Here is an 18,393-nt window from a genome sequence, read left to right on the forward strand (position 1 = left end):
ATAGAATTGAAATTGATGGGATAGAACGTCAATATGGAAATATAATTAGTAATGGCAGTCGAGAAAAGGGATTTCGGAAATGCAACAGGAACCACAATTAAGATAAATAAAGAGATGATTGAAAGTACCTTATGCAGTAATCCCGTAGGGGATCGAAATAAACTAATCGCAGGGACTTTTGTTCATGAGAAAGGACATAACTTAGGAGCAAGTCATGGGGATCCAGGTAGTATAATGAATCAAATGAATATGAATGAAATAGGAAGAGGGTCTAATACTATTGGAGCGGGTGGTACAGGAGTATACAATTATAGTTATCCCTCTAAACGGTAATGGTATTCGGACGATAATGGATAGAGTAAGTAATCCTAAATCATTAGAGTCTATGTATTTATCGCCAAAAGAGGTAAAGCGTATTATCCAACATAAAGATCTGGGTACCCCAGGAGCAATTTATAAAGAAAAATGATATGAAAAATTTATTTATATTCTATTTATTTATCTGCTCAATTCCCTTAACAGTGACAGGACAACAAAAAGAGTCTTCTTTTGCCGTAGAAAAGGCAAGAGTGCAAGGTTACTTAATTATTGAAGGGCAACAAGAAACGATAAGAAAGGGATCCGATATCCCTCGTAAATTTACGTTTGTTCCATTGAAAAAATTTAAAGACGAAAGTTTTTTTTCGGTTTATCAGCGAGAATGTCAACCGGTACACAATGACTTATTTATTCCGACTTCTTTTATGGAAGAAATTAAATCTGTTGAAATAAACACATTTTTGCGGAAAGCGTTAAATTCTCCATTACAATTGGAATGGGAAGACTGTGTGAATAATTCTTTTGAAGATTATTTGAATCAGCAAAGTGTTTTTTTTAAGGTTAAAGACTCAAATAAAGAGTTAAGTATTACATTTATAGACGGTATTTGGGGTAAAGTTATTGTACCTTTTAAGTATTCTGGTTCAACCTATATTGAGAGGTATAATATGACTAGACTGAAAAAGCTTGAAAATAGAGCTGAATTCTATGAATATTATTATCTGTTAGAAACTAAAAGCTTTTCTCCAGTAATTTTTATTAACGATGAATCATTGGTTAAGGTAAATTAATAGAGAATAAAGGTGCGCTTTAACTAAGACGCCAGGAGTGACATCATCTGCGGCAGATATAGTTAAAAGTTTGTCAAAGAGTTCCAATGTTGCTCATGTTGTTCAAGATGTGTCTAAAGTTGCTGCTAAGCCATCTTTGGTTACGCAAGCAGAAAAAATCTCAGGAACATTAATAGGCAGGCGTAATTCTGTTACGTTGTCAACGCCAAAACAGCAAATAAGATTTGATCTAAAGGGCAGAGCGCACGCAGGAATAGAGATACCACATAAACAAGTTTATAATAAGAATATGGTCAATGTAGAGGTGAAGAGTATAATTAGAGCGAGTAAGGAAACCGTTTCAATGACCCAACAAGAAATTAGAGCAGTAAGAAAATGGCTAGAGAAACAGTAAAGAGAAAGATCAGTTTGCCTCAATCTGAATTATTTAGAAACATTGCAGAGGTGGACTTGGGTGATACTTATTTGGATCTGCATAATGACTATGAATGCGTTAGATTAGAGTACAAAGTAGAAGATAAAGAATGTCGTCTTACTTTTAAGCGTGTCAATATGAAAACTGAGTCCAGTCATGAGCTAGTTGATTTAGTGTTTACTGATTCTGTAATGCAGACTTGTTCATTTGTTGTTGATGAAGGTGTGCTTAATGATTTTAAGACAATTGACCTGTTATATCGAGGTCGGTTTGAAAATAGTAATGGTCTAACTGAGTTTGATAGCTTTGGGCGATCGTTTTACTATATAAATTTTTATAGTGGAATACAGTTAAATGTGTTTGCAGTAGAGTTGATAGTTGAACTTTAGAACCTCCGTTGGGCCACCCGCTGGCACGAGCGTATCGCTCGTGTACAAGTATCAGAGCTACCATCTACCGGAACACGAGTACAAATGCAGTGGAGGTACTACAAAGAGATGATAACTATTCGTTTGACTTGCAGAAATTTCCAAATCCGATATATAGAAATAGTAAGTATCTTTATCAGCCAGTGGGCTGACAAGTGTTGGGAAAGAGAAGCTGGAGGAGCTAGGCGGCGAACTGGACTATAGAACCAGATTCTATGATCCTGTGATTGGAAGATGGAATGCGGCGGATAGATTTGTTGAGAAATATTTTGATATTTCTCCTTATTCTTATGCAGGACTAGGCCTCATAAAAAATATTGATATTAATGGAGATAGTATTTGAATTACATCCTCTAATCCTATTCAAAAAGGAAATGACATTATTCAAAATATACTATCAATATTACAGGTAAAGTATAGAAAGCGGGTTCTGGATATGCGTCTTCATCTCAGGTTACTTTGGCACTTAGTCGTAGATTAATTGCTCAAAAAGGTTCTACATCTGCAAAAAAATCTTACTTCAAAAACAATGAGACCCAAAATAATTAAATTTTACTTGATGATTGCATTGGGAATATTATTTTCTGCTTTACAAATGCGTTGCTCTATACATTCAATCAATTGTAGCGATATGAAGTATCTTTCTCTTGTTTCAGAAACAGAGAAAAACGGACAAAACCAATATTACATAAATGCTTCATTCCCTTATAAATCAGAAGAATTTTTTTTTGAAAATGATAGGGTACGTATGAGAAAAAGCAATCTAAAAAAATCTGAAAAGATAAAATTATTAGAAGAATATCTATGTTTTTATCAGAACGATAAGCCTAGTATCAGGATGTATTCTCAAGCATATGGGAGAATCCAAAATAGGCTCAAAATATCAAGGGAGAAAATTAAATTTCCTGTCGAAATTGAGGCATTGTATTCACTGACAAGTTACCTATTTGATGAAAATGTAGCTATATCTCCTGTAATACTAAATAGGCGTACGGGAGAAGATTGTAATTTTGAGAGAAAAGACATGGACGCTGTTTATAAATTATATAAGAAATGGTTTAAAGAGATGAAAAGAAACGGATTTTCAAATATAACTTGGCCTTTGAAAGATTCTGATTACATGTGGCTTGGAGAAGATGATGTAGATAATATTGAGACTTTAATAAGAAAAGATTTATAAGATGGTTTAGTTCATTACATTTCTGAGCAAAGATGATATTTAAGATTTTTTCAAAAAATTCTCAGGATCAAATTTATGTTATTAGAACAGAAGGGGATATTCGTGTTGATTCAATTAATGGATTCATTAATATTATTGATGATAGGGAATTATTTCAAAATTATTCTTTCGAAGACAAGATATCTATTTTAGCTGAATACTTAACGTTTGTAGGCGATATTAAAACAAGTAATAAGTTTTATAAATTTCGACCTTCTGTAGGGGAACAAATAACCCGTGGATTGGAAGTTCAAATAGAAGCTCTATTTTCTTTTTCAATGATGCTTATAAATGGTTATCCTTCAATTCGTCCCATATTATAAGCATACTAAAGAAAAGGTCATTTTAAATGAAAACTTGTTCAAAAAATATATGATTTTTATGAAAAATGGTTAGTTTCATCATAGATGCGATCTGGTATGGTAGATAGAATATTATATTTAATTACTGCCCTTATGCTTATTAATAGCTACTCTATAGGACAGCCTTATGTGGAAAAAATCATTATGCATGATAATAAAGCATATCTTACAGTATCATATAATAAGGATGTAGATTCAGTAATTTTTAGTGCAACACAGGGATATGTGAATAATCTGACGGATTTGGAAAAACTGGAGATGATTAAATGTTTATTAAAATTTGAAGGAGATACGACCAGACATCCTGGAATGGGATTTCCTGTTTATTACGCTAACGATGCCAGGGCTATAAGGTTTTCACCAAAATCAAAATACTATACACTAGAAATAAGTTCTTTGTATTTTGTTAATCGTATTGCTTACGGAACGTATACTGACTATTATTCACCTGCTCCAGTACTGTATGATAATATAGAGAATGTGGAGATAAACGATTGTCCTCAGAAAGTTAAATTGGTTTTTTTGGAATATAAAAAATGGTTTGATGAGTGTATAAAAACAGGAAAAATACCAAAGTATTTTCCTTTTAATGATGGAAGATATGTTTGGTTATACGGTAAGAAATCGCGTTTTTCAACAAACGGGAAGTTGATTGAATAAATTCAATCATAGAAAAGGAGTTCATATTGATAGTCATCCGACTATAAAGCCAGATAACACCTTTTTCTTAGAGAATCGGGATGGCTAAGTGATTAGAATATGGAATATGGTGGATCCTTTAGCGGAGCAATACACACGAAGGTCACCATATAATTATATGAAGAAAAATCCAATACGATTTATCACCTTTATTCATAATGATGTTTGGAAAGTTTACACTAAAGAATTTGAATCATTATCTAAAGAAATAAATAAAAAGGGTAGCTGGCCAGTATTTGGTTTAGTATTGTTTGTCATTATGTTTGTTGTATTTGCATTTTACTTAAAATTTCAGATAAATTGGGGTCAATATAGATAAAGTATTTACTATTATCATACTTAACAAAATATTAAAATTGATATTCAGCATTTGATATCCTGTTGAAATCACGCAATGGACACGATTTTCCATTTATTGAATGCCCTCCTTGTTACACATTTCCGTCCCCAAAAACTGTCTTAATTTGGAGTAATCCGTTAAAAGTTTATTAAAGTTGTTAATGTTAAGCAATCGATTGCGCTAATTTTATATTTTTGGGCAGACTTTATGAGAATATTAATCAATTTATGTGTGGAATTGTAGGATACGTAGGCGATCAGCATGCCTACCCCATTATTATTAAAGGGCTGAAGCGACTGGAATACCGAGGTTATGACAGCGCAGGAATTGCACTTCACCAGCAAACAAAGCTGGGGGTGTATAAGAAAAAAGGAAAAGTAGCCGAACTCGAAGAAGAGGCGCTTGGTAAAGATATTAGCGGGACGATCGGAATAGGACATACTCGTTGGGCAACCCACGGTGAGCCGTCAGACCGTAACTCGCATCCACATGTGTCTTCTTCAGGAAAACTGGCTTTGGTGCATAACGGAATTATTGAGAATTATGCACAGATCAAATCTGAACTGATCAAAAAAGGCTATGAATTTCATAGTGATACCGATTCAGAAGTATTGCTCAATTTTATCGAAGATATCCGGATCAATAATGAATGTTCTTTGGAAGAAGCTATCCGTATTGCACTGAAAAGAGTAGTAGGGGCATATGTTATTCTCGTCATCGATGAGGATGACCCAAATACCATTATTGCTGCCCGCAAGGGAAGTCCTCTGGTTATTGGTATTGGCAAAGGCGCACATTATCTGGCTTCAGATGCTTCTCCGATGTTGGAATACACCAAAGAAGTGGTTTATATCAACGACTATGAACTTGCCATTGTAAGACCAGACGAACTGATTCTCAAAAATCTGGGCAATGAGCGGATCACGCCATATGTGCAAAAGCTTGATCTGGAACTTTCGGCTATAGAAAAAGGTGGATTCGAACATTTCATGATCAAAGAAATCTTTGAGCAGCCGCAAACGATCTATGATTGCCTGAGAGGGCGCCTGGATCTGGTACAGATGGATATTCATATGAAAGGGATCGAGGAACAGGCAGAGGCACTGATCCGGACTCCCCGTATTATCATATTAGCCTGTGGTACCAGCTGGCATGCCGGACTGGTTGCTGAATATATTATTGAAGAACTCTGCCGTATAAATGTTGAAGTCGAATATGCTTCAGAATTCAGATACCGCAATCCCATTATCAATCCGGGAGATGTTATTATCGCTATTTCCCAAAGTGGAGAGACCGCCGATACGCTGGTCGCCATCGAGACAGCGAAATCCAAAGGAGCGATTATCCTGGGTGTAGTCAATGTAGTAGGATCTTCAATCGCAAGAGCATCACATGCAGGAGCGTATACCCATGCCGGTCCGGAGATCGGTGTAGCCAGTACAAAAGCTTTTACAGCTCAGCTTACTGTGCTCACCATGATGGCACTCAAAATTGCTAAAATAAAAGGGACGATCACAGATGAGCGGTTTGCGAAGCTGCTTATAGAACTGAATGCTGTACCGCAGAAAGTCAGTGATGTCCTGAAAAACCATACCGATATAGAGCGTCTTGCCGAAAAACTCACTTCGGCTAAAGGCTTTTTGTACCTGGGAAGAGGATACAATTTTCCTATAGCACTCGAAGGTGCATTAAAACTAAAGGAAATCACCTATCTGCATGCGGAAGGGTATCCGGCAGCGGAAATGAAACATGGACCAATTGCATTGGTAGACGAGCATCTTCCAGTTGTATTTGTAGCTACTAAAGATGCTTATCACGAAAAGATCGTCAGTAATATGCAGGAGATCCGTGCACGTAAAGGAAGAGTATTTTCTGTCATTACCGAAGGAGATGTGATCTCACCAACATTATCTGAAGAGGTCATGATTGTGCCGGAGGCAGATGAGATTATTGCACCAATACTGTCCGTAATCCCGTTGCAGCTGCTTTCCTACTATCTGGGAGTGCTAAAAGGTCTGGATGTAGATAAGCCCAGAAATCTTGCTAAATCAGTAACTGTAGAATAACGACTATAACTACCCTGTGAATAGAAGCGAAAGTGTCCGGATGAGTATTCTGGACGCTTTTGTTGATTTTTATTTTTCCTTCTATATGAATAAAATACAAAAAGGTCAGCTTTCCAACCTGGGACAACAATTTATAAAAGCCGAATATCTGGCACCCGGACAGGACGAGTATGAATTACGTTATGAACAATTACCACGCAGTGACCGGTTTCATCATCTGACACAAGAGCAGATTCAAATCCTGCGAAGCAATGGTAATACCGCTGATGACTGGTCCAATATCCTGGTCACAGATCATTTTATTCCCGAACAGATTCGAGGATGCAGATTCTACGGCCTGAATCGTATCGGAGATATGGAGCCGATCTATCTGGATTACCGGGAATTGCGTCTGCCAACAGGAATCTATCATTCGACCATAGTCAGTTGTGATATTGGTAATCATGTAGCCATTCATGAAGTGTCCTATATGTCTTATTTTATTATTGCAGATGAGGTCATCCTTTCCAATATTGATGAAATGCAGACCAGTTCAAAAGCAAAGTTTGGAAATGGTATTCTGCGTACCGGGGAGTCTCCTGATGTACGCGTCGCATTAGAGCTTCGCAATGAAAACGGCGGGCGTAAAGTATGGCCGTTTGACGGAATGCTGTTGAGTGATGCTTATTTGTGGACACGTCATCGGGATGATGAGGTCTTTCAGTCCAAACTGGAACAAATGACCAATGCACGTCATACTTCCAAAAGAGGGACATACAGTACGATCGATACCGGCACAGTTATCAAAAATTGTCAGGTTATAAAAGACGTCAGAATTGGCGGGCAAGCGTACATCAAAGGAGTCAATAAATTAAAAAATGTCACCATTCATTCTTCAGAGACTGCGCCTACACAGATCGGAGAGGGCTGTGAGCTGGTCAACGGGATTATCGGAGAAGGCTGCAGGATCTTCTATGGAGTTAAAGCTGTACGGTTTATTCTTGCGGCTCATTCCCAGTTAAAATACGGTGCGCGACTGATTAATTCTTTTTTAGGTGAGAATTCCACAATTTCCTGTTGTGAAGTGCTGAATTCCCTGATCTTTCCGGCTCATGAACAGCATCACAACAATTCATTCCTCTGTGCATCCCTGATTATGGGACAAAGTAATATGGCAGCCGGTGCCACAGTAGGCTCCAATCATAATTCCCGTTCACCCGACGGAGAGATTATAGCCGGAAGAGGATTCTGGCCCGGACTGTGCGTGAGTCTTAAACACAATTCCCGTTTTGCATCTTATACCCTGATTGTAAAGGGAGACTTTCTGTACGAAATGGATATTCGTATCCCGTTCTCTCTGGTGAGTAACCATACGACAGAAGACAGGCTTATTATTGTACCCGGCTACTGGTTTTTGCATAATATGTATGCCTTAGCACGCAATCCGAGTAAATACGAAGCCAGAGATAAACGATCAGAAAAGAAGCAATATTATGAATATGATATTCTGGCACCTGACACTGTCAATGAACTTTTCGAATCATTGCAGATCATGAAAGTAGCAGTAGCAAAGGCCTATTATTCCACTGAAATACTAACAGATCAGGAAGCGATGCTGCGGGGAACAGAAATTTTAGAGTCAGATGAAGATATCAGTCATCTGGATATTCTGTTGGATCATTTTGAAAATTCCAAACGAAAGGTTCAGCTTATGAAAGTAAGACAGGGATATAATCTGTTCAAAAAACTGATCCGCTATTACGGTGCATCGGCATTGGCTGCTTACAGTGATCAGATGGAGCCTGCACTTGAGCTACTTCAGCAGGACGTTTCATGGGAAAGAGAAAACTGGGTGAATATCGGAGGTCAGTTAATTCCGGTATCCAGATACAAGGAGCTGATTCATCAGCTCAAAACGGATCAACTTAATTCCTGGGACGAAGTCCATGACTATTATTTTGCGCAAAGTGACCAGTATCTGCAGGATAAAACTATACATGCAGTGTCGGCACTGGCAGAACTGAATAATCAGAAAGTTCCTACAATTACAAAAGAGCAACTGATTTCATTATTTGAAGAGGCATTGGAAATCAAGCAATGGATTACCGATGAAATATATCAGACACGGGCTAAGGACTACCAGAATTCATTTAGGATGATGGTTTATGATTCAAAAGAGGAAATGGATAAAGTAGTCGGAGCTTTGGAAAACAATAGTTTTATCAGGCAGCAAAAAGACGAGTTTAATTATTACCACCAGCGTATTGCGGATAAGATCGCACAGCTGAAATCCTGATGACTACACGTAGGTTAGAAGAAAAGATAACTTTAATCAGGACTACTGGAATAGTGGTTTGAGGTTCTCATCCGGGTTGGCTACTGATACCTGTTCCAATCCGGGTGAGGATTCAGATGCTCTGAAAAAATCAACGTTATCAGCGATTTGATCTGTTAAAATTGCGTTGCATAGAACGGATACGCGCTTCATTTTTGCCATCTACACGTGAAGCTACTGCCCAGATTGCTGCAGGTAGCCAACCGATCAATGTACATTGCAGGATCAGGCATAATATACCTGAAAAGATCTTCCCTCTCAGAAAAAAAGAAAGCCAGGGCAATAATACGGCTATTAAAATCATAATATCAGGTTTTTTTAATTATAGGTAAATATAAGTATAATTTACAATATGATCAGCAGCAGGGCCGAAACAGCTACTAAAGCCATAACCAGCACCCGGAATTGTTTTTCCGGAAGTACTTTTATAATACGGATTCCCAGATAGCCACCTAACAGAATAAAAGGAATAGCGAACATATTGAGAATAATCCCTGCCCAGGAAAGATTGTGCCATACAAATAATTGCAAGGGAATCTTAGTGTAGTTTAATATCATAATAAACCATGCTCCTGTAGCGACAAAGGCATATTTAGGTAATTTTCGGGACAACAGATATACCGATAAAGCCGGTCCTGCAGCATTTCCGATCATAGTTGAAAATCCCGCAATAAATCCAAATAGCGGAGCGTACCAGCTCTTTTCAGCTACATTCGAGACCGATTTACTCTTTTCCATCCAGATCATAATGCCTACACCACTCAGGATACATATTCCCATTAATATGCGGAATAACTGGTCATCCATATTATTGGCCAGAAATAAACCGCCCAATAGCCCGACAAAAGCAGCAGGCAACATTCCTTTAATCTCCGACCACCGGAATTGTTTTCGGTAATAGATCACTGCAATCAGATCGGCCATACAAAGTAAAATCAGTACAATTCCGGTAGAATAGCGCGCTCCGAACAGAAAAGCAAACAGAGGTACAGCAAGTGTACCTATATTCTGTACACCTGTCTTGGACATCCCGATGAGCATCGCACAAAAGAAGTACAATGCCCAATGATAGGGAGAGTGCAGCAGATCAAAGGCTTCCTGCATATCAGCTATTGATCAGCTCTTTTACCTTCTGCGCGGTTATTTCGGTATAATCAGAGATGTAGGCATCACAAGGTGGCAACTGTTCCCGTGTATGTGAGCTCAGTACTCCTACTACTTTCATGCCTGCATTCAAAGCTGCTGAAATACCGGAATAGGAATCCTCAAACACCAGACATTGTGATGGATCTACTCCTAATCTTTCAGCCGTTAACAGATATACCTGTGGATCAGGCTTGTGCTTTGTGACATTTTCACTGGAAAGCATTGATTCCATCTTAGGGCCGAATTGCAAACCTTCTACAATAAGATCCAAATTGGCTTTAGGAGCCGAAGTGGCTACAGCCGTTTTGAAACCTTCCTGTTTGAGTTCATCCAGAAATTCAGGAAATCGGCTTATCGGTGTAATCTCAGACTTATAAATCTGTCTGAACATATCTTCTTTTTCAAATTCAAGACGCAGAAGTTCTTCCCCCTCTACAGGTCTTTTAAAGAAGTGGCTCATAATATAGCTGTTGTGCTTGCCATACATATGATCCTGAAATTCCTGTTCGCTGCTTTCGATATTATATTTATTAAAAAATGCCTCGAAGGCTTTGGCATGATAGGGATTTGTGTGACAAATGACACCATCCATATCAAATATTACGGCATACTGACTCATGGGGCAAAGATAGAATTTTTAGCAAAGCACATTGTGATAAAAACGTCAAAATCAGTCACACAACTATTACAAAGTCCTGCCTTATGTTCTTTTAAAATATATGTAGATTTATCCTACCTTTTAATACATCAACTTATTACCTTCTATGGAAAGCAGAAGAGAATTTATCCGAAAGTCCATCCTTTTCTCGGGAGCAGCTGGTCTTGCAACCGTTATGCCCGCATCTATTCAAAGAGCTTTAGCGATTGATCCGGATCCCGGCAGTACCTATCTGGATGCGGAACATGTAGTTATTCTAATGCAGGAAAACCGATCTTTTGATCATACGCTCGGAAGTCTGTCAGGTGTAAGGGGATTTAATGACCCTCGGGTGGTAACGCTTCCTGATCAGAATCCGGTATGGTTTCAGACAGATCACCTTGGAAAGACCTATGCACCGTTCCGGTTAAATCTTATGGGCAGCAAAGTAACCTGGATAGGCTCCCTGCCACATTCAAGAGCCAGTCAGGTAGATGCTTTTAATGGGGGTAAGTATGACCAGTGGTTGATATCAAAAAGATCCGGGAATAAGAAATATGCAGATATGCCGCTGACACTGGGATATTATTCACGCGAAGATCTTCCTTTTCATTATTCACTTGCAGATGCATTTACAGTCTGTGATCAGAATTTCTGTTCAGGAATGACCAGTACGACTCCAAACCGTTCTTTTTTCTGGACCGGAAAGATTACCCAGGAACTCGATGGTTTGCAAAAAGTAAATATCCGTAATGATGATTACGCTTATGGGAAGCATACATGGAAGACATTTCCGGAGTTATTGGAAGAAAATAAAGTGGCATGGAAATTTTATCAGAACGAAACAAGTTGTGGAGGAGGTTTTGCAGGTAAGGAGCGCTCCTGGTTATCTAATTTTGGTTGTAATCTTTTAGAGTTTTTCGAAGCATATCATGTCAAATTCAAGGATTCTTATCTGGATAATTTAAGGAAACAAGTAGAGAAGCTGCCGGGAGAAATCGGTAAACTGGAAGAGGCCAGTCCTTCTTCTTCGGAAGAGTCTGCAAGGATAAGAGAAAGTCTCAGGAATAAACAAGAGGCTTTGAATAAAGCTGAACAAGAATTGAAAATGTATAGTGCTGAGCAATACAACAAGCTGAGCGCATTTGAAAAATCCCTTAATCAGCGTGCATTTGTCACGAATAAGGAAGATGCAGACTTTCGTTCATTAGAAAAGCTGACCTTTAATGAAAGCGGAAAACTGCGGGAGGTAGAAGTGCCAAAAGGAGATATCCTGCATCAATTCAGGGCAGATGTTAAAGCCGGCAAACTGCCGGCAGTCTCCTGGCTGGCTGGCCCGCAAAATTTTTCGGATCATCCCAGTGCACCTTGGTACGGAGCCTGGTATGTATCTGAAGTGCTGGATATTCTGACCCAAAATCCGGAAGTCTGGAAGAAAACCATATTTATTATTACCTACGATGAGAATGACGGATATTATGATCATATTCCACCTTTTTCAATACCGGATAATAATAAACCTGAAACCGGTAAATGCTCTGCCGGAATAGATACAGAAGTTGAACATGTACGTCTGGAAAATGAATTGAAACAGGGAATTCCTAAAAAGCAGGCCAGAGAAGCACCTGTAGGGTTAGGATTTCGGGTGCCGATGTATATTGTCTCCCCATGGAGCCGAGGCGGTAAAGTCTGTTCGCAGGTATTTGATCATACCTCATCATTACAATTCCTCGAAAAATTCATTAATGCAAAGTATAATAAATCCATTCATCTGGATAATATCAGTGCATGGAGAAGAACCATATGTGGGGACCTGACATCTGCATTTACGCCTTTCGAGTCAGCGAAAGATCAGCTTCCATTTCTAAACAGAAATCAATACATTGAAAATATCTATAATGCCCAGTTTAAAGAGGATCCTTCAGGGTTCGAAGAGTTGACAAAAGCCGAAATCAAAGCTGTACAGCAAAAACATACTATAAGTAAATTTAACCGTCTTCAGGAGAAAGGACAACGAAGATCAGCAGCTCTTCCGTATGAGTATGATGTATTTGGCAAAGTGGATGGCGGGCAGTTTACTATGCATATGGAAGTTTCTACAACTATTTTTGGTGCACGTACAGCGGGTGTTCCGCTTACTGTATATGCTCCCGGAAAATATATGCAGTCTAAAGGAGAGCAGACTGAAATCTGCCGAAACTGGAATTTTGCCGTTAAAGCCAACGACCGCCTGGAATATCAATGGCCTGTAACTTCATTTGAAGATAATAAATATGTATTACGCGTACACGGACCAAATGGCTTTTACAGAGCATTTTCGGGTGAATCATCAGATCCCCAATTGCTGGTGAAGATAATTCCTGAACAAAAGAGTATGACAAAAGCAGCGACAGGAAATGCTGTCGTGCTGATCGAAAATCAGGGAAAGAATCCTTTACGTATACATCTGGTATCCAAAAGTTATAAGGATGTAAATATAGAGCGGGAGATTGCCGGCAAGACAGAAGTTCAGGTATCTCTGGATCTGTCCTCATCCGGAAGCTGGTACGATCTGAAACTCACCTTGCCTGATTATAAAAACTTTGAACGGCATATGGCCGGACGTATTGAATCCGGGAATGAAACCGTAACAGATCCATTATTATCCTGATCTAAAAAACTATTTGGCTAATCATTTTGTTATCTTTTATACGAAAGGAGATAAGACTATGATCAATAAGGAAGACAACAATAAGCAAGGTGAAGCAGATGAAGAAAAAGATAATCTGGCCAATAACCTGAGTTATAATACAGAAAAGGACAGTTACGAGCTGGATGTGGATGATGACGATCCGGATTATGATCATCCTGCAGACTATGATACACTTGCAGAAGGAGCGGAAGATGATGATTCTACCTATGACGATTCAAATCCTTTTGTCGGGGATGAATATGCGGATGAAGATGATCTGGAAGCAGACGACTGGGAAAAAGAAGGAATGCATGAGACTGATGCAGATCATCTCAGGATCTCCCGTAAAGATGAGGAACTCTCCCGGACAGATGAAGATCTGAGAGATGATCTCGATGAGGAAGGATATCCAAAAAATGATTAAATAGATGACAGGCTCTTATTTCAAAATAAGAGCCTGTTCATTTTGTCATCTTCTGTTGTCAGTTGTATTGTTAAATTTTTATATTTACAACATAACCTTTCAATAAGGCAGTCTACTGACACTATGCATGATGATCCGCAACATAAATCTTTAGCCGATATCCACGAAAGTGTGGACGTGACAAAAGGCAAAACCAAATGGAAACGAGTTCTTAGTTTTTTCGGTCCGGCTTATCTGATCAGTGTCGGATATATGGACCCCGGTAACTGGGCTACAGATCTGGCCGGCGGAAGCCAGTTTGGATATACGCTGATTTGGGTCTTACTGATGAGTAATATCATGGCCTTATTGCTGCAGAGTCTGTGTGCAAGACTCGGGATCGTCCGCGGAAAGGATCTTGCCCAATGTAATCGGGAGACTTACCCCAAAAGAATGAATTTTGCACTCTATGTACTGGCAGAAATTGCTATTGCAGCATGTGATCTGGCGGAAGTACTGGGGATGGCAATAGGTCTCAATTTGCTTTTTGGTATCGATCTGCTATGGGGAGTGTTGATCAGCTTTGCAGATACCTTTCTGTTGCTGTATCTGCAGAAACTGGGGATGCGTAAGATGGAGCTGTTCATTATCGGGCTGATATCTATGATCGGGATGTGTTTTATGGTAGAAATGTTTTTTGCCAAGCCCGATTTTACAGAAGTTGCAAAGGGATTTATACCCTCTATTCCAAACAGCGCAGCACTATATATCAGTATAGGTATTATCGGAGCTACAGTAATGCCGCATAACCTCTATCTGCATTCAGCCCTTGTACAGACTCGCAAGATTCCGAGAGACAGCCTGTCTATCAGGAAAGCCTTAAAGTATAATTTTTTCGATAGTGCTATTGCCCTTAATCTGGCTTTCTTCGTTAATGCAGCCATATTGATTCTTGCAGCTGCGGTATTCCATAAAAACGGGATGCATCAGGTAGCTGATCTGGAAGATGCTTATCACCTTTTGGGAACTACATTAGGTACCGAATGGGCATCTAAATTATTTGCAGTTGCACTTATTCTGGCAGGGCAGAGTTCTACGGTGACAGGTACGCTTGCCGGACAGATTGTAATGGAAGGATACCTGCGGTTGCGTATCAGTCCCGTGCTCAGACGTATTATCACCAGATTGCTGGCCATTGTTCCGGCTGTACTGGTTATCCTGATTGCAGGAGAAGGTCAAGTCGGATCATTGCTGATTTTTAGTCAGGTATTATTAAGTATGCAGCTGGCGTTTGCAGTCGTACCGCTGATTCATTTTGTGAGTGACCGGAAAAAGATGGGCGAATTTGTAATCAAGCCCTATGTGCGTATAATGGCATGGACCATTGCAATAATTATAGCTGTACTCAATTTTCAGCTGGTCTATGAAGAAGTAAAGGGATGGATTGAAGAACTGGATAATATCTGGTGGACCATTGCTCTTATCTCCGGAAGTATAGGATTGGCCGTATTATTACTGATGACATTCTTCTATCCGATATGGCATAAACGCAGACCTACAACAGTAGAGGTACATCCTCCGTTTGAGGAACTCGTGTTTAGAGAAGTTAATCCTTTTCATCATATTGTGGTCGCGCTGGATTTCTCCTTCTCAGATACCAAAGTCGTAGAGTATGCCTTGCAGTTATCCGATAAGAGTACCCGTTTTGTACTGGTGCATATTGTAGAAAGTGCATCCGTGAAATATACCGGAGGTGAATCCGGAGATTATGAATCCCGGAAAGATCTGGAACGCCTGATGAAGTACGTGGAATTCTTTAAAGATAAAGGATATGCTGTGGAATATGAATTAGGTTATAACAACCGGGTAAAAGCTATTGCAGATATTTGTCTGGCACACGATAGTGATCTCCTTATTGTAGGAAGCCACGGACATACAGGAGTAAAAGATTTTGTATTTGGAGAAACCGTAAATAAGCTGCGGCATGCAGTTAAGATTCCTGTCTTTATTGCACAATAATATTATAAACGAAGGACTATGAAAATATCACTGATTGGAAAAACAGCTATGGTAGGGGGAAGCACCTCCGGTATCGGTAAAGCCATCGCAATTGCATTGGCCGAGTGTGGAGCCAGTGTGATACTTGTCGCCCGCAATGAACAAAAATTAAAAGCAGTGCAGGAGATACTCGATACGACTCAGGGACAACAGCATGATCACCTGGTTGTAGATTTCAGTTTATTTGATGAAGCAAAAGAAAAGATTGCTGCCTTCTTCTCCAGCAGAAAAACAGATATTCTGGTCAATAATACTAACGGCCCCTCTGCAGGAGGAATTAAAGATAAAGTAACAGAAGATTATCAGCAGGCTTTCGATTTGTTATTCCAGTATGCGGTGTATACCACACTTCAGGCATTACCCCATATGGAAAAGAATCAGTTTGGACGCATCATTAACGTTTCTTCCATGACTGTGAAAGAACCTCAGGATACACTTGTACTTTCAAATACGATGCGTACGGCGCTGGTGAGCTGGAGTAAATCGCTTTCGAGAGCAGTTGCAGCTCAGCAAATTACGGTAAATACAGTTTTGACCGGTTATTTTGATACCGATAGGTTAAATAGCCTCATGGAGACTCAGGCCGGGAAGATGCAGTTAAGTTTTGAAGAAGTAAAAGCCAAAAGAATAGATGCTATTCCAATGAAACGACTGGGTAAGCCCGAAGAATATGCCTCGCTGGTTGCTTTTCTAGCGTCAGATCATGCTGCTTATCTGACAGGTACAGCCATTCAGCTGGACGGAGGATTAATGACAGGAATGTTGTAGCCAACAGCTCCTGTCATCTGTCTTCCCGTAACTTACTCGCTTTCGAGTTGATTCTTATATTTCTTTATATGTCCCTGAATTTCTTCACTTAACTCAGGGTATTTGATATCGGTGTACTGTTCTAATGTTTCCAGTATAATCTGTGCGACCAGATAACGGGCCGTTTCTTTACAATCAGACGGAATGATATACCAGGGGGTTTTCTTTTTAGAAGTGTGCTGTATTGCTTCTTCATAGTATTCCATGTACTTATCCCATAGCTGGCGTTCGGATAGATCACCGGGTGAGAACTTCCATTGGTGTTTTTCTTTTTCCAATCTTCTCAAGAGTCTGTTTTTCTGTTCATCCTTGCTAAGGTTCAGGAAAAATTTGAAAAGTATAGTGCCGTTCTCAATAAGATGATTCTCAAAGTTATTGATTTGTTCATAGCGTTTCTGCCATAGTTCGTTCGTCACATCCTTTTCTTCCCGGATGTCCGGAATATTTTCACTTAACAAATAGGAAGGATGCACACGTGTCACCAGTACATTTTCATAATGTGTACGGTTGAATACCCCGAATTTCCCCTTTTCAGGTAATGCGATATAATGTCTCCACAGATAGTCATGCTGATGTTCTTTTTCCGAAGGAGTCTTGAAACTTTGTACATCCACACCTCTTACGTTGAACTTTGCAAATACTTCCCTTATCAGACTGTCTTTTCCGGCAGTATCCATACCCTGCAGACATACCAATACATTATACTTATCATGAGCATACATGACATCCTGTAATTTGCTGAGTTTTTTGCGTACATCTTTTAATTTGGCTGTCGCCTCATCTACACTAATTTCTTCTGAAATATCTGTGGAATGATCACTGATCTTGAAATTTTTAGAGGCCTGAAGCCTTTTGGAGTAATTCGTTTTCGGGCTCATAATATTGACGTTTCTTATAAAAATATTAAATTTTGTTCATAAACGCTGAGGGTTGTAGCAAATAGTTTAAATCGTTAAAATGGTTTTTCTATTAGTTTTGGTAAACAAAAAAGTCTTTACCCGTCAGGAGTAAAGACTTTTTATAATAAGGGACAGAAAGGATTATTGTTGTACCAGTTCAGTATTCACTGTGATCGTTACATCCGAACCTACAGCAGCTACTCCTGAAGGAAGTTTGTCATTGTATTTGATCCCGTAATCCAGACGGTTTATTTTAGTAGTAGCTGTAAAACCTGCGCGTGTTTTACCCCATGGATCCGTAATGTTCTGACCATTTTGTTTTACATCAAAAATAACGCGTTTAGTGACATCACGAATAGTAAGATCAGCTTCTAGTTTTAACTTGCCGGCTTTATCTTTCTTTAAGGATACCGATTTCAATGTAATAGTAGGATATTTCTCTGCATTGAAGAAATCATCAGATTTCAAATGCTTGTCTCTGGCTTCGATACGTGTATCGATGCTGTTTACATTGATTTTGAAATCGACCTTTGCATTCTCAAATCCCGTTTTTGTAGGTGCATCGACAGAACCTTCGAATGAGTTAAATTCTCCGTCAACAAAGCTGATACCTAAATGTTCAACTGTAAAACGTACATTAGTGTGTGCAGGGTCTACAGCCCATTTCACCTGAGCAACTGTAACGTTCATTGCGGCAAATAATGCAATGAAAAGAGGGAATAGTTTTTTCATGATAATTGATATTTAAATAAGTGTTATAACATGTATTTTTTGAAAGTATGCAAATGTCTTTAATTAAAATCAAATATCCTAATGATTT

General features: G+C 39.1%; 19 protein-coding genes. 14 read left to right on the forward strand and 5 right to left on the reverse strand.

Going from position 1 to position 18,393, the window contains the following annotated elements; genetic code table 11:
• The first annotated feature begins 51 nt into the window (after window positions 1-51).
• The 10 genes from I6J02_RS14160 (at window position 52) to I6J02_RS14205 (ending at window position 8,913) form a co-directional block, all read left to right on the forward strand.
• Complete coding sequence (locus I6J02_RS14160; RefSeq protein WP_201678508.1) at window positions 52-333, forward strand: zinc-dependent metalloprotease family protein; 282 nt, start codon at window positions 52-54, stop codon at window positions 331-333.
• Between the two features lie 137 nt (window positions 334-470).
• Window positions 471-1,109: a hypothetical protein gene (locus I6J02_RS14165; protein ID WP_201678509.1), complete on the forward strand. Its 639-nt coding sequence runs from the start codon at window positions 471-473 to the stop codon at window positions 1,107-1,109.
• 37 nt (window positions 1,110-1,146) lie between these two features.
• The gene (locus tag I6J02_RS14170) at window positions 1,147-1,503 is read left to right on the forward strand and encodes a polymorphic toxin type 24 domain-containing protein (RefSeq protein ID WP_201678510.1); all 357 of its coding nucleotides are present in this window, start codon (window positions 1,147-1,149) and stop codon (window positions 1,501-1,503) included.
• Complete coding sequence (locus tag I6J02_RS14175) at window positions 1,485-1,913, forward strand: hypothetical protein (RefSeq protein WP_201678511.1); 429 nt, start codon at window positions 1,485-1,487, stop codon at window positions 1,911-1,913. The genes I6J02_RS14170 and I6J02_RS14175 overlap by 19 nt, the downstream gene beginning before the upstream one ends.
• Window positions 1,914-2,145: 232 nt before the next feature.
• Window positions 2,146-2,295, forward strand: a complete 150-nt coding sequence (locus I6J02_RS14180) for a hypothetical protein (protein ID WP_236582415.1) — start codon at window positions 2,146-2,148, stop codon at window positions 2,293-2,295.
• A gap of 186 nt (window positions 2,296-2,481) precedes the next feature.
• Window positions 2,482-3,132: a hypothetical protein gene (locus I6J02_RS14185; protein WP_201678512.1), complete on the forward strand. Its 651-nt coding sequence runs from the start codon at window positions 2,482-2,484 to the stop codon at window positions 3,130-3,132.
• Between the two features lie 32 nt (window positions 3,133-3,164).
• The gene (locus I6J02_RS14190; protein WP_201678513.1) at window positions 3,165-3,494 is read left to right on the forward strand and encodes a hypothetical protein; all 330 of its coding nucleotides are present in this window, start codon (window positions 3,165-3,167) and stop codon (window positions 3,492-3,494) included.
• A gap of 96 nt (window positions 3,495-3,590) precedes the next feature.
• Window positions 3,591-4,193: a hypothetical protein gene (locus I6J02_RS14195; protein ID WP_201678514.1), complete on the forward strand. Its 603-nt coding sequence runs from the start codon at window positions 3,591-3,593 to the stop codon at window positions 4,191-4,193.
• A gap of 606 nt (window positions 4,194-4,799) precedes the next feature.
• On the forward strand, window positions 4,800-6,638 hold the full coding sequence (gene glmS / locus I6J02_RS14200; protein WP_201678515.1) for a glutamine--fructose-6-phosphate transaminase (isomerizing): 1,839 nt from the start codon (window positions 4,800-4,802) through the stop codon (window positions 6,636-6,638).
• A 16-nt stretch (window positions 6,639-6,654) separates the two neighbouring features.
• Window positions 6,655-8,913, forward strand: coding sequence for a DUF4954 family protein (locus I6J02_RS14205; protein ID WP_236581916.1), 2,259 nt, complete (start codon window positions 6,655-6,657; stop codon window positions 8,911-8,913).
• Between the two features lie 139 nt (window positions 8,914-9,052).
• Here I6J02_RS14205 and I6J02_RS14210 read toward each other — a convergent pair whose 3' ends face one another.
• From I6J02_RS14210 to I6J02_RS14220, 3 genes are read right to left on the reverse strand one after another with little or no spacing between them, the layout of a single operon-like run.
• Window positions 9,053-9,256 carry a YqaE/Pmp3 family membrane protein gene (locus I6J02_RS14210; protein WP_201678516.1) on the reverse strand — a complete coding sequence of 68 codons (204 nt, stop codon included), beginning with the start codon at window positions 9,254-9,256 and terminating at the stop codon, window positions 9,053-9,055.
• A gap of 41 nt (window positions 9,257-9,297) precedes the next feature.
• A complete protein-coding gene (locus I6J02_RS14215; RefSeq protein WP_201678517.1) occupies window positions 9,298-10,056 on the reverse strand; it encodes a sulfite exporter TauE/SafE family protein in 759 nt (252 codons plus the stop codon).
• A 1-nt stretch (window position 10,057) separates the two neighbouring features.
• Complete coding sequence (locus tag I6J02_RS14220; protein ID WP_201678518.1) at window positions 10,058-10,717, reverse strand: HAD family hydrolase; 660 nt, start codon at window positions 10,715-10,717, stop codon at window positions 10,058-10,060.
• Between the two features lie 145 nt (window positions 10,718-10,862).
• On the opposite strand from I6J02_RS14220, the gene I6J02_RS14225 reads away from it, so the two are divergent.
• The 4 genes from I6J02_RS14225 (at window position 10,863) to I6J02_RS14240 (ending at window position 16,635) form a co-directional block, all read left to right on the forward strand.
• Complete coding sequence (locus I6J02_RS14225) at window positions 10,863-13,385, forward strand: phosphocholine-specific phospholipase C (RefSeq protein ID WP_201678519.1); 2,523 nt, start codon at window positions 10,863-10,865, stop codon at window positions 13,383-13,385.
• A gap of 58 nt (window positions 13,386-13,443) precedes the next feature.
• Window positions 13,444-13,830, forward strand: a complete 387-nt coding sequence (locus tag I6J02_RS14230; protein ID WP_201678520.1) for a hypothetical protein — start codon at window positions 13,444-13,446, stop codon at window positions 13,828-13,830.
• 123 nt (window positions 13,831-13,953) lie between these two features.
• On the forward strand, window positions 13,954-15,828 hold the full coding sequence (locus I6J02_RS14235; protein ID WP_201678521.1) for an Nramp family divalent metal transporter: 1,875 nt from the start codon (window positions 13,954-13,956) through the stop codon (window positions 15,826-15,828).
• Window positions 15,829-15,846: 18 nt separating this feature from the next.
• Window positions 15,847-16,635: an SDR family oxidoreductase gene (locus I6J02_RS14240; RefSeq protein ID WP_201678522.1), complete on the forward strand. Its 789-nt coding sequence runs from the start codon at window positions 15,847-15,849 to the stop codon at window positions 16,633-16,635.
• 32 nt (window positions 16,636-16,667) lie between these two features.
• On the opposite strand, the gene I6J02_RS14245 is transcribed toward I6J02_RS14240, so the two are convergent.
• Both I6J02_RS14245 and I6J02_RS14250 read right to left on the reverse strand, forming a co-directional pair.
• Entirely contained in the window at window positions 16,668-17,552 is an 885-nt protein-coding gene (locus tag I6J02_RS14245) for a PPK2 family polyphosphate kinase (RefSeq protein ID WP_201678523.1), read from the reverse strand.
• Window positions 17,553-17,714: 162 nt separating this feature from the next.
• On the reverse strand, window positions 17,715-18,305 hold the full coding sequence (locus I6J02_RS14250; protein ID WP_201678524.1) for a YceI family protein: 591 nt from the start codon (window positions 18,303-18,305) through the stop codon (window positions 17,715-17,717).
• Window positions 18,306-18,393 lie beyond the last annotated feature (88 nt).

Source organism: Sphingobacterium spiritivorum (assembly GCF_016725325.1).
Taxonomy (GTDB): Bacteria; Bacteroidota; Bacteroidia; order Sphingobacteriales; family Sphingobacteriaceae; genus Sphingobacterium.